The organism is Streptomyces sp. CS113 (assembly GCF_002188365.1).
GTDB lineage: Bacteria > Actinomycetota > Actinomycetes > Streptomycetales > Streptomycetaceae > Streptomyces > Streptomyces tendae.
In genome coordinates this window covers 1,295,817-1,307,952 of sequence record NZ_KZ195574.1, presented here as the reverse complement: position 1 = coordinate 1,307,952, position 12,136 = coordinate 1,295,817, and the positions used below count along the sequence as shown (strand labels likewise).

Annotated in this window: 8 protein-coding genes; 4 read left to right on the top strand and 4 right to left on the bottom strand. The window is 74.8% G+C overall.

Features of this window, described 5'->3' with window-relative positions:
- Positions 1 to 54: 54 nt before the first annotated feature.
- Positions 55 to 1,533: a hypothetical protein gene (locus B9W62_RS05660; RefSeq protein ID WP_179235278.1), complete on the top strand. Its 1,479-nt coding sequence runs from the start codon at positions 55 to 57 to the stop codon at positions 1,531 to 1,533.
- A 90-nt stretch (positions 1,534 to 1,623) separates the two neighbouring features.
- Here the strand turns inward: B9W62_RS05660 and B9W62_RS05655 are convergent, their stop codons facing one another.
- Positions 1,624 to 2,925, bottom strand: a complete 1,302-nt coding sequence (locus B9W62_RS05655; RefSeq protein WP_179235366.1) for an MFS transporter — start codon at positions 2,923 to 2,925, stop codon at positions 1,624 to 1,626.
- Positions 2,926 to 3,096: 171 nt separating this feature from the next.
- Here B9W62_RS05655 and B9W62_RS05650 point away from each other — a divergent pair, with 171 nt between their 5' ends.
- A complete protein-coding gene (locus B9W62_RS05650; protein ID WP_087805776.1) occupies positions 3,097 to 5,160 on the top strand; it encodes a phosphocholine-specific phospholipase C in 2,064 nt (687 codons plus the stop codon).
- Positions 5,161 to 5,402: 242 nt separating this feature from the next.
- Here the strand turns inward: B9W62_RS05650 and B9W62_RS05640 are convergent, their stop codons facing one another.
- Entirely contained in the window at positions 5,403 to 6,341 is a 939-nt protein-coding gene (locus B9W62_RS05640; RefSeq protein WP_087805772.1) for a DMT family protein, read from the bottom strand.
- A complete protein-coding gene (locus B9W62_RS05635; protein WP_087805770.1) occupies positions 6,338 to 7,159 on the bottom strand; it encodes a phosphatase PAP2 family protein in 822 nt (273 codons plus the stop codon). Before B9W62_RS05635 ends, B9W62_RS05640 begins: the two co-directional genes overlap by 4 nt.
- Before the next feature lie 204 nt (positions 7,160 to 7,363).
- On the opposite strand from B9W62_RS05635, the gene B9W62_RS05630 reads away from it, so the two are divergent.
- Positions 7,364 to 7,978 carry a TetR/AcrR family transcriptional regulator gene (locus tag B9W62_RS05630; RefSeq protein WP_087805768.1) on the top strand — a complete coding sequence of 205 codons (615 nt, stop codon included), beginning with the start codon at positions 7,364 to 7,366 and terminating at the stop codon, positions 7,976 to 7,978.
- Between the two features lie 168 nt (positions 7,979 to 8,146).
- On the opposite strand, the gene B9W62_RS05625 is transcribed toward B9W62_RS05630, so the two are convergent.
- Positions 8,147 to 9,190 carry a DUF2510 domain-containing protein gene (locus B9W62_RS05625; RefSeq protein ID WP_087805766.1) on the bottom strand — a complete coding sequence of 348 codons (1,044 nt, stop codon included), beginning with the start codon at positions 9,188 to 9,190 and terminating at the stop codon, positions 8,147 to 8,149.
- A 263-nt stretch (positions 9,191 to 9,453) separates the two neighbouring features.
- On the opposite strand from B9W62_RS05625, the gene B9W62_RS05620 reads away from it, so the two are divergent.
- Positions 9,454 to 12,132, top strand: a complete 2,679-nt coding sequence (locus B9W62_RS05620) for an ATP-binding protein (RefSeq protein WP_087805764.1) — start codon at positions 9,454 to 9,456, stop codon at positions 12,130 to 12,132.
- Positions 12,133 to 12,136 lie beyond the last annotated feature (4 nt).

Here is a 12,136-nt window from a genome sequence, read left to right as displayed (position 1 = left end):
TCCGCCGCAGGCGCAGCCTCGCCCGCCGGAGCCGTCGCCAGCGCCGTGCGTTCGGTGCCCATCGCGGGATCGGTTCCTCCCGCCGTCCCGGGCCGATCGGTTCCTCCCGCCGACCCGGGCCGCCCGTCCGCCGCGCAGGTCCGGGCCGCCGGCGGGCTCTGGACGGCCGCCTCAGCCGTCCTGGCGGCCGGAGCCGTCGCCGCGGGCGCGGTCCCGCAGGCCGAGTTGGTCCGGGCCGCGTACACGGCCCGCCTGGCCGGACTGCACCGTGCGGAGGGCGCGGCCGTCGGGGTCCTACGCCACCTGCGCGAGACGCGTGACCCGCAGGGCGCCCACAGGGCCCACCGGGCGGACGAACTGGTCGCCGCCCTGCGTGAACTGCTCCTCGTCAGCCACCTGCTGAAGGCGGCCGACCCCGACCCCGGGCTGATCGGCGGCGTCCCCCGCAACCACCACCCCGACGGACCCCTGCGCCTTTACGGCGTCTGCCGCGAACCGGTGGTCGGACCGGGTGACTCGGGCGGCGTCGTCACCCATCTCGTCGACGACACCGGCCGCTGGTACAGCCTCCGCGACGTCGGACCCGGAGGCCCGGCGCGAGCCCGCCGCGCCGGGACCGCCCACGTCGCCCTCCGGTCCTTCCTGAGCGACCACGAGCGGCTGTCCCGGGGCGGTCTGATCGTCACCGGTGCCGTCGTCGCCCCGGACGGCCGCCTGCTCCCGGAGCGCGGCGTCCGGGCCACCTTCGCCGCCGGACGCCCCTGGGCCGGCGCCGTGCCCGCGACCGCCGCCCCCGGCCGGCTCGGGTCCGGGTTCGCCCCGCCGCTGACCGGGTGCGACGTGCGGATCGTCGCCGCCGACGGCGACGAGGTGCTGGTCCGCGTCCGCACCGCCGACGTCCCCGGGCCGACCGTCCGGCTGGCACCGGCGTACCGGCACCCCGCCCTCGCCCACACCGCCAACCTCCGGCGACTGGGCGCGTGTCCGGGGCTGGAGGTACGGGTCCTCGGCCGGGTCGACCCCGGCCGGGTCACGACCCTGCGACCCGTGGCCGTCGGCCCGGTGCCCGGCGCCGCGAGGACCCTGCGGCTGCCGGAGGCGTGGCGGGACCGCGCCGACCTCGGCTACGACCTGCTGGCCGACGCGCACTTCCCGGCCGGGGCTCCCTGCCCGCCCCCAGCCCGGATCACCGCGGCCGACGTACCACCCGCCGACGCCCGCCCGGTCGACTCGCCGCTGCGGCGGGTGCGCGACCTGGTCGAACTGGCGGCCACGGGAGGACGCCGCGCCGCCGCGGAACCCGCGCGGGACGGCGACCGCGCCGCTCACGTCGCCGCCCTGCGCCGCGGCGGATTCGCCACCGGCGCGGATCTGTTCGCCGCGCTCGGCGCCGTGGCCGCCCGCCGTCCCCGGGACGCCTTCGGCCGCCCGGCCGGGGACGACCGGGACCAGTACGCGGCCCAGTGGCTGGCCACCGCCGTCTACCTCACCGGCACGGAAGCGGCCCTGGCCCGCGGCCTCTGGCACCGGTGAGCCGGAAGCCCGGCGGGGTGACCCGGGGCGGTCCGGCGGCAGGGCCCGGTGCGAGGCCGGGGTGCGAGGCCCCGGTGCGACGCCCAGGCGTCAGCGCTCCAGCTCCTTGTGCGCCGTCTCCGGCAGCCGCAGGTACACCAGCGAGGACAGCAGGCACAGCACGGCGACGTACCAGGGGAAGATCCCGGCGTGGCCCAGGTCCTTGAAGAGCGTGCCCACGTACGGTGCCGTCCCGCCGAACAGCGCCACCGTGAGCGAGTAGGGGAAGCCGATCCCGGCCGCCCGCACCCGCGGCGGGAACACCTCGGCGTTGACCGCGGCGCTGATGGAGGTGAAGCCGGTCAGCAGGACCATCCCGGCGCACTGCACGAGCAGCAGCACGGCGAAGGAGTCCCGCAGGGAGTGCAGCAGCGGCACGCTCAGCAGCGCGAAGCCCACGCCGAAGAAGAGCAGCAGGGGTCGGCGCCCGAACCGGTCGGAGAGCAGTCCGCCGAGCGGCTGGAGCAGCCCGAAGAAGGCCAGCGAGATCGTCCCCGCGAGCAGCGCGTCCGACTTGGCGACGCCCGCGTTCAGTTCGGCGTACGTCGGCAGGTACGACGTCCAGGTGTAGTAGGCGATGGTGCCGCCCGCCGTGATGCCGCAGATCAGCAGGGACTCGCGCGGATGGCGGCGCAGCGCCTCGAAGAGCGCGGGGCGCGGCGCCCGCTGCTGCGCGCTGCTGCGGGTCTCCTGCGCGCCCTGCCGGATCCAGAAGCCGACCAGGCTGAGGACGGCGCCGAAGACGAAGGGCACCCGCCATCCCCAGCCGTTCATCCGGTCCTCGCTCAACGTGTCCACCAGCAGCGTCGCGATCCCGGAGGCCACCAACTGCCCGGCCGTGGTCGAGACGTACTGGAAACTGGAGAACAGCCCGCGCCGGCCCGGCCCCGCCGACTCCACCAGGAAGGTCGTCGACGCCGCGAACTCGCCGCCCACCGACAGCCCCTGGAGCAGCCGCGCCAGGACCAGGACCACCGGGGCCAGTACCCCGGCCGCCGCGTACGTCGGGGTCAGCCCGACCAGCAGACTGCTGCCGCCCATCAGCAGGATGGTGACCGTCAGCGCGGCGCGCCGCCCGCGCCGGTCCGCGATCGCGCCCATCAGCAGCCCGCCGACCGGCCGCATGAAGAAGCCCACGGCGAACACGGCGAACGTCGACAGCAGCGGCACCAGCGAGTTGTCCGCGCTCTCGGGGAAGACCTGGTCCGCGATGTAGGTGGCCAGGAAGGTGTAGGCGTACCAGTCGTACCACTCCACCGCGTTGCCCACCGAGGCGGCGAGCAACTGGCGTACGGGCCGTCGGGTGGGGGCTGCCGGTGCTTCCGTGTGCATGCCTGTCATGATCGCGACCATCCCCGGGAGGCAGGCCCGGCACACCTCGCGTACCGGTGACTTTCACACCAGCGCCACCGGACCCTTCCCTGACGTTTGCTGCTCCTGGAACACTCCTTTCGCGCGCATTCCGTCATCACCCGGCACCGTCCCGCCGGTTGAACCCCCCCAAGGCGAGAGGTCCCTCACCCCATGGCCGAAGTGAACCGGCGCCGATTCCTCCAACTCGCGGGCGCCACCTCGGCGTTCAGTGCCCTGTCCGCGAGCATCGACCGGGCCGCCGCGCTCCCGGCGAACCACCGCTCCGGGTCGATCGAGGACGTCGAGCACATCGTCGTCCTGATGCAGGAGAACCGTTCGTTCGACCACTACTTCGGCAGGCTGCGAGGTGTCCGCGGCTTCGGCGACCCGCACCCGGTGCGGCTGGACGACGGCAGGTCGGTGTGGCACCAGCGCAAGGGCGACGGCACGGAGGTGCTGCCGTTCCACCCGGAGGCCGACGACCTCGGCATGCAGTTCCTCGAGGGGCTCCCGCACGGCTGGTCCGACGGCCAGGACGCCTACCACAACGCCAAGTACGACCGCTGGCTGCCCGCCAAGGGCACCACCACCATGGCGTACCTCACCCGTGAGGACATCCCCTTCCACTACGCGCTCGCCGACACCTTCACCGTCTGCGACGCCTACCACTGCTCCTTCATCGGCTCCACCGACCCCAACCGCTACTACCTGTGGTCCGGGCACACCGGCAACGACGGCGAGGGCGGCGGCCCGGTCCTCGGCAACGACGAACTCGGCTACGACTGGACGACGTACCCCGAGCGCCTGGAGGCGGCCGGCGTCTCCTGGAAGATCTACCAGGACATCGGCGACGGCCTCGACGCGGCCGGGCACTGGGGCTGGATCGACGACGCCTACCGCGGCAACTACGGCGACAACTCCCTGCTGTACTTCAACAAGTACCGGGGCGCCAAGCCCGGCGACCCCCTGTACGACAAGGCCCGCACCGGCACCGACGCGAAGAGCGGCGAGGGCTACTTCGACCGGCTGCGCGCCGACGTCAAGGCGGGCACGCTGCCGAAGATCTCCTGGATAGCCGCCCCGGAGGCCTTCTCCGAGCACTCCAACTGGCCGTCGAACTACGGCGCCTGGTACATCTCCCAGGTCCTGGACGCGCTCACCTCCAACCCGGCGGTGTGGGCGAAGACCGCCCTGTTCATCACGTACGACGAGAACGACGGCTTCTTCGACCACGTGGTGCCGCCGCTGCCGCCGAAGTCCGCCGCACAGGGCCGCTCCACCGTCGACGTCTCCCTGGACGTCTTCGAGGGCAGCGCCACCCACCGCGAGGGCTTCTACGGACTGGGCCCGCGCGTGCCCATGCTGGTCGTCTCGCCGTGGAGCAAGGGCGGCTTCGTCTGCTCCGAGACCCTCGACCACACCTCGGTGATCCGCTTCATGGAGCGCCGCTTCGGCGTCCACGAACCGAACATCTCACCGTGGCGGCGCGCCGTCTGCGGCGACCTGACCTCCGCCTTCGACTTCTCCCGCACGGACAGCCGCCCGGCCCGCCTGCCGGACACCGACGCCTACGAGCCGCCGGACCGCGAACGCCACCCCGACTACCGTCCGACGCCGCCCGCGGACCCCGGCATGCCCCGGCAGGAACGCGGGGCGCGCCCCACCCGCCCGCTGCGCTACGAGCCGTACGCGGACGGTGCCGTGGACACGGCGGCCGGGAAGTTCACCCTGACCCTCGCCTCCGGCGCCCGGGCCGGCGCCGCCTTCCTCGTCACCTCCGGCAACCGCACCGACGGCCCCTGGACGTACACCACCGAGGCCGGCAAGACCCTCGCGGACACCTGGAACTCGGCGTACTCCGGCGGCTCCTACGACCTGACCGTGCACGGCCCGGCCGGCTTCCTGCGGGTCTTCCGGGGTGCCAACGAGGCCGCCGGGCCCGCCGGGCCCGAGGCCACCGCGCGGCACCGCGGCGAGGACCTCCGGCTCACCCTGACCAACACCGGGACCCGCACGGCCCGGCTCCGGATCGCCAACGCCTACGACGGCCGCACCCGGACCCTCACCGTGCGCCCCGGTGCCACCGCGCACCACACCGTCGACCTCGCGCGCAGCCGCCGCTGGTACGACGTGACGGTCACCTCCGACACCGACCCCGCCTTCGTGCGCCGCTTCGCCGGGCACGTGGAGAACGGGCGGCCGGGAACCAGCGACCCGGCGATCATCACGGACTGAGGCGGCGCCGCGACGCGGAGCTAGGGGGTGTCGTTTGGATCGTGCCGGGGTCGCGGGGTCTGGCACGCACATCTGCGGCGTTGTCGTCGGTTGCCAACTCCCCCACGCTCGGCTTCGCTCGCGCGGGGGGACCCCCATCGCGTTGTCGCCCTCCTCCGCCTTGCAGCTGCACGCACCAGACCCCGCTCGGGTCGGCCACAAGGCACCGCCGGCCGCGGCCGGCCTGATCCAAACGACACCCCCTAGAGCGGCGTGAGGTGTCCCGGCCCCGGTTGCCGGGGCACCAGCCCCGCCGGGGCCGGCCCCTCCGGCTCCGGGTCGGCGAGCACCGGAGCCGCGGGCTCGTGCCGCCCCGGAGCCGGGGCCGGGGCCGCCCGGCTCAGCTGGACCACTCCCCACGCGGCCAGCACCGCACCGGTCAGGGCGAGGAGCACGCCGCCCGCGCCGCCCCTGAGCCGCTCGCCGAGCAGGGAGAGCCCGATCACCGCGGCGGCCACCGGGTTGGCCAGGGTCACCACCGCCAGCGGAGCGCCGAGACCGCCGCGGTAGGCCGTCTGGGACAGCAGCAGTCCGCCCGTCGCGAAGGCGGCCACCAGCACGGCCACGCCGATCACCTGGACGCTCAGCAGCGGCCCCGACCGGTCGGTGACGGCCACCGTCACGGTCTGGGTGAGCGCCGAGGCGACACCGGACGCGATGCCGGACGCCGTCGCGTGCCGCAGCCCCGGCCGGGCACCGGGCCTCGACAGCACGCCGATCAGCGCCGCCGTGGCGCCGGACACGGTCAGCGCCTCCGGCACGCTCAGCACGTCGTCCGGTGCCGGACCCGACGCGGTCAGCAGCAGCGCGCCGAGACCCAGCAGCGTCAGTCCGGTGCCCCGCCACTCGATCGCGCTCACCCTGCGGCCCGCCAGCCGCGCCCCCAGGGGCACCGCCGCGACCAGGGTGAGCGCGCCGAGCGGCTGGACCACGGTGAGGGGACCGTACTTGAGCGCCACCACGTGCAGCAGTGCGGCCGAGGCGTTGAGCGCGACCGCCCACCACCAGGCGCCGGAGGCCAGCAGCCGCAGCGGACCGGCGTCGGAGGCGCGTGAGGCCAGCCGCTCCTGGGCGACGGCCGCGGCGGCGTAGGCGCACGCCGACACGAGCGACAGCAGGACGGCGACGAGGGCGGCGTTCACCGGCCCGCCCCGACCAGCTCGGGCCGCTCGGCCGAGGACCGGCGCCGGACCTCGGCCCGCCGGTGGGGCAGCCCGCACCGGGTCCGCTCCCGCGGCCGTGACCGCGGCAGCCGCAGTACCGCCAGCGCCAGGCCGAGCAGCGCCGTGGCCGCGATCACGTCGAGCCAGTAGTGGTTCGCGGTGCCCACGATGACCAGCAGCGTCACCAGCGGGTGCAGCAGCCACAGCCAGCGCCACCGGGTCCGCGTCGCGGCGATCAGGCCGATGGCCAGCATCAGGGCCCAGCCGAAGTGCAGCGAGGGCATCGCCGCGAACTGGTTCGACAGGGCGTCGGTGCGCGGCGGCCCGTACACCGAGGGGCCGAAGAGCCGGGCCGTGTCGATCAGGCCGGTGGCCCCCAGCATGCGCGGCGGGGCCAGCGGAAAGAGGAGGTGCAGCACCAGCGCGGCGCCGGTCACGGCGGCCAGGACCCGGCGGGCCCAGACGTAGTGCGCGGGCCGGCGCAGGTAGAGCCAGACCAGGAAGGCCAGGGTGGCCGGGAAGTGCACGGCGGCGTAGTACGTGTTCGCGACGTGCACCAGCGTGTCGCCGTGCAGGAGCAGCGACTGGACCGTGCCCTCGTCGGGCAGCCGGAGCACCCGCTCCCAGTCCCACACGTGGTGGGCGTTGCGGAACGCCTCGGTGGTGTGCCCGGTGGCCAGTTGGCGGCCGAACTTGTAGACGAGGAAGAGCCCGGCCACGAGCAGGAGCTCACGGACGAGCGGTGGGCGCGCGGGCGCGTCCGGCCCCGCTGGTGCAGGCTCGCTGCGGGCATTCATCCCCCGGCCCCTTCGCTGACGGTGGTGCGTGTGGCTCATCGGGTACGGGGGCGTGTGACGGTTCTCATCGATACGACCTCGTTCCGATACGCCAGTGTACCGATACGGTGCTGTACCGGTACACTGGCGTATCGATAGACATTCGACACACCGGGTGCGGGACCGAGCAGCGGTTCCGTGCGCGAGCGGGAAGGAGCGGAGCCGATGACGTCGCAGGACGCGTACCGGCCGGAATCGGTCGGCACCTCGCGCCGCTCCAAGCTCACGCCGGAACGTGAGCAGGAGTTCTTCGACGCCGTGCTCGACCAGCTCCGCTCCTGCGGCTACGACGCCGTCACCATGGAGGGCATCGCGGCCAGCACCCGGTGTAGCAAGTCCACGCTCTACCGGCAGTGGAAGACCAAGCCCCAGTTCGTGGCCGCCGCGCTGCGCTCCAGCCGCCGGGTCCGCTTCACCGACATCGACACCGGGTCGCTCGCCGACGACCTGCGCCAGGCGGCCGCGGCCGCGGGCGAGGGGGCGGGCAAGGACACCGGGCTGCTCCAGGCGCTCGGCCACGCGGTCATGGAGGACCCGGAGCTGAAGTGCGCGCTGCGCGAGGCGCTCGTCGAACCGGAGATCGCCGCGCTGCGGGCGATCCTCGCGCGCGGTGTGGCACGGGGCGAGGTGCCGGCCGGGCACCCGGCGCTGGAGTACGTGCCCGCGCAGCTCTTCGGCATGCTGCGGATGCGGCCCGTCCTGGAGGGCGAGCAGGCGGACGCGGCGTACCTGGTCCGGTTCGTGGAGGCCGTCGTGCTGCCGGCGCTCGGCCTCCCCTGAGACTCAGGCCGCCGTCCACGGGATGACTGGACGGCGGCCTGCCCGCGCCGCACCGTGGGGACGGGGGCGGCGCGCACCCCCGGCCGGGCGGGGCACCCTTTGAGCGGAAGGGCGCCCCACCCGGCCGACGGTTTTCCGGCGGCACCTTCGCAGCCGCCGCCGGACCGGTCAGACGTCCTGGCCGCTGCCCCCGCCCCCGGCCGAGGTGTCCACCTCGATGCCCTTGGTTATCTCGTCGATGACCGACTGCTCCTGGTCCGTGTCGACCCCGAAGCGGACGACGACGATGCGCGAGGAATCGGCCGGCGAGGGGAAGGCCAGCGACTCGACGTAGCCGTCGGAGCCCTTGGCGGTGACCGCCTTCCAGCGGACCAGGTAGCCCTTCTGCCCGGCGACCGTGACCGCCTTGGAGGCCAGCTCGTCGTGCGAGGTGATCCCGCCGTAGGACTCGCCGCCGTACGACTCCTCGGCGTTCGCCTCGATGTCGGCCTTCGCGACCTCCTCCGCGGTGTCGCCCTTGGTCTTCAGCAGCATCGCGGGGGCCGAGTAGGCGCCGCCCTTCGTGCAGGACTTGGAGGTGTCGCCGGGGCACTTGTAGGCGTCGTCCGACGTCACCTGCGCGCCGACTTGCAGCTCCTGCCCCGACCAGCCGTCCGGGATGGGCAGGCTGATCCCGCTGAGGGCGTCCGTCACCGAGCCGCTGTCGACCGTGGGCGGCTCCGACTCGCCGGGGGAGTCCGGCGCGGGCGACCCGCCGTCCTCGCCGCCGGCGCCGCCGCCCGAGTCGCCGAAGGGGTCGTTCCGGTCGCCGGGCCCACCGCGGTCCTGGCGCGAGGAGCCCGCGCTGTCGCCGCCCGAGCCGTCGTCGGTCAGCGCGTACACCCCGACCCCGATGCCGGCCAGCACCGCCACGGCCGCCGCGACGGCTATCCCGGCCCGCAGCCGCCGCCGACGCGCGGACGGCGGCTGGACGGGAACACCGGGATACCCCGGGTGCACCGGATACCCCGGGTGCGCGGGATACGGCCCGGCGGCGGTGTCCTGCGCCGGCGGCCCGGCCGGCGGCTGCGCGGGCGGGGCCGCCGCGGCGCCCGCTCCGGCGGGGCGCACCTGGTCGGTCCACGCCGTGCCGTCCCACCAGCGCTCGGTGGCGGGACCGTCATTCTTCTGTCCGGGGTCCGGGTACCACCCGGGAGGAGTCGCCTGCGTCATGTGCCCACCGTATGAGGCGTCGGTGAAAGCCGGATGAGAGGCCCGGTCGCACGCTTCTCCGCGGGCGGCCGCGCGCCGCGCGCCGCGCGAGGTTGACGGGCGGCCGGCCGCACCGCCGCTGATGACGGGCCGGGCGCGTCGTTCACGCTTTACCGCATGTCACCCGTCACGGCAACTGGTCGGCGGAGCGCCCACCACTTGCGCGATCGGAGGGCTAGGCTCAGGCTCTGTACGTCATTCGGGCGACTCGGGGAGGTAGCGGGATGACGGAGGTACGGCGGGCGGGCGCCGTCCCACCCTCCCTCTGGGAGCGCGACGAGGAAGTCGCCACCCTCACGCGCGCGGTGGACACCCTGTGCGCGGACCGCTCGTCCCCCGGCATGCTGCTGGAGGCCCGCGGCGAGGCCGGGGTCGGCAAGACGGCGCTGCTCGCCGAGGCCCGCCGGATCGCCGAGGCGAGGGGCTGCACCGTCTGGTCGGCGCGCGGCGGCGAGACCCTCAGGTCCGTCCCCTTCAACGTGGTGCGCCAACTGCTCCAGCCGGCACTGGTGTCGATGCTCCCCGAGGAGGCCCGCGAGTACCTCGGCGACTGGTACGACATCGCCGGCCCCGCCCTCGGCATAGCGGACCCCGGCGAGCGGCAGGCCGACCCGCAGGGCGTGTGCGACGGACTGGTCGCCGCCGTACGCCGGCTCGCCCGCCGGGAGTGGCCGCTGGTGCTGCTGCTCGACGACGCCCACTGGGCCGACCAGGAGACCCTGCGCTGGCTGGCCGCGCTGGCCGAACGGCTCGACGAGACCTCCGTCCTGGTCGTCATCGCCCGCCGCCCGGGCGACGTCAGCGGCGACAGCGCCCGGCACCTGGAGGCGGCCACCGCCGTCGGCCGGCCCCTCGCCCCGCTGAACGCCCTCACCCCGGAGGCGACGGCCGGACTCACCCGCGCCACGCTGGGCGCACACGCCGAGGCCGCCTTCTGCCGCGAAGTGTGGGCCGTCACCGGCGGCAACCCCTACGAAACCGTCGAACTCCTCGCCAAGGTCCAGGACAGCGAACTGCAACCCGTCGAGGCGGAGGCCGCCGAACTGCGTGCCCTGAACCGCACCGCCCGCGGCGGCGGTCTCGTCGCCCGCCTGGAGCAACTCGGCGTCGACTCCACCCGGTTCGCCTGGGCCGCGGCCATCCTCGGCGGCGGCATCACCGTCGACATGGTGGCCCGGCTCGCCACCCTGGACCCCGCCGACGCCGCCCGCTGCGCCGAACTGCTCAGGGGCGCCCGGATCCTGTCCGTGCCCGACGCCGGCGCCGGGCAACCGGGCGCCGGCGACCTGGAGTTCGTCCACCCGCTGATCGCCACCGCCGTCTACAACTCCATCCCCGACGCGCTGCGCACGGCGATGCACGGCATAGCGGCCCAGCTGGTCGCCGACTCCGGGCTCGGCGCGGCCGCCGCCTCCCGGCACCTGCTCAAGGTGCACCCCGACGACGACCAGGACGTCGTGGCCCAGCTGCGCGAGGCCGCCCGCGAACACCTCGCCGTCGGAGCCCCCGACGCGGCCCGGCGCTGCCTCGAACGAGCGCTGCGGGAACCGCCGTTGCCGGAGTCCCACGCCCGCGTGCTGTTCGAACTGGGCTGCGCCACGCTCCTCACCGCGCCCGCCACCACCATCGGCCACCTGCGCACCGCGCTCGCCATGCCGGGCCTGGAGGGCGAGCAGCGGGTGGACGCCGTCTTCCGGCTCTCCCAGGCCCTGCTCCACAACGACCAGCTGGAGGAGGCCGTCCGCACCGTCGAGGCGGAGGCCGCCCGCAACCCCGACCCCTCGGCGCGGCTGCGGCTCCAGGCCGCCCAGTACATGTGGGAGGGCATCCACGCGGGCGAGACCTCCTCGCCGCACCGCTCCGCCCGCCTGGCCGAACTCGCCGCCACCTGCACCGGCCGCGACAACGCCGAGCGCGCCCTGCTCATCCTGCGCGGCTTCGACGCCATGACTCACGGCGAGAGCGCCGAGGAGGTCGCCGAACTGTGCGACCGCGCCCTCGTCAACGGCCGCCTCGCCCCCGGACTCGGCTGGACCGACACCGAGTGGGGCCTGGAACTGCCCATGATGCTGGCCAGCTCCTACGCCTACACCGACCGGCTCGACCGCGCCGAGGCACTGTTCACCGAGGCCCTGCGCGCCTACGAGAGCGCCGGCTGGAGCGGCGGCCACCTCTCCCTCGCACACGCCTACGTCGGTCTCGGCCACCGCAGGCGGGGCCGCCTCAGGGAGGCCGAGCAGTCGCTGCGCGAGTCACTGCGCATCGCCGAACGCGTCGGCCGCGGGCTGCCGCTGTACTGGTCGGCGACCTGCAACCTGATCGACACCCTGCTCGCCCGCGGCCATGTCGAGGAGGCCGGGACCGTCGCCGAGCAGTACGGCTTCGCACCGCCGTACCCGTCGACGATCGTCCTGCCCGACCCCCGCCCGGTGCGTGCCCGGCTGCTGCTGGCCACCGGCCGCACCAAGGAGGGGATCAACGAACTGGAGGCCGCCGAGAAGGCCGCCGCCGCACGCGGCCGGCACAACCCGGTGGTCGTCCCCTGGGCGACCGAACTGGCCCGGGCGCTGGCCGGCGAGGATCCCGGCCGCGCCGCCCAACTGGCCACCGACGCCCGCCGCCAGGCCGAACGCTTCGGCACGGACACGGCGATAGGAGAGGCCCTGCGCTGCGCCGCCGCACTGGAGACGGGCCAGCGCGCGGTCCGGCTCGCCGCCCAGGCCGTCACCTACCTGGAGGCCTCGCCCTGCCAGTACGAGCACGCCGCCGCCCGCGTGGAGTACGGCATCGCGGCCCGCTCGGCGGCCGAGCTGAACCGGGGTCTGGCGCTGGCCGAATCCTGCGGCGCCGACGGGCTCGCGGCCCGCGCCCGTCAGGCCCTGGCGGCCGGGCACGCGGGCTGAGGCA

What these genes read in the sequence shown, in the direction of transcription:
- B9W62_RS05630 (WP_087805768.1), top strand. Translation starts at nt 7,364, where the DNA reads ATGACGTCGCAGGACGCGTACCGGCCGGAATCGGTCGGCACCTCGCGC.
- B9W62_RS05655 (WP_179235366.1), bottom strand. Translation starts at nt 2,925, where the DNA reads ATGGTCGCGATCATGACAGGCATGCACACGGAAGCACCGGCAGCCCCC.
- B9W62_RS05625 (WP_087805766.1), bottom strand. Translation starts at nt 9,190, where the DNA reads ATGACGCAGGCGACTCCTCCCGGGTGGTACCCGGACCCCGGACAGAAG.
- B9W62_RS05635 (WP_087805770.1), bottom strand. Translation starts at nt 7,159, where the DNA reads ATGAATGCCCGCAGCGAGCCTGCACCAGCGGGGCCGGACGCGCCCGCG.
- B9W62_RS05650 (WP_087805776.1), top strand. Translation starts at nt 3,097, where the DNA reads ATGGCCGAAGTGAACCGGCGCCGATTCCTCCAACTCGCGGGCGCCACC.
- B9W62_RS05620 (WP_087805764.1), top strand. Translation starts at nt 9,454, where the DNA reads ATGACGGAGGTACGGCGGGCGGGCGCCGTCCCACCCTCCCTCTGGGAG.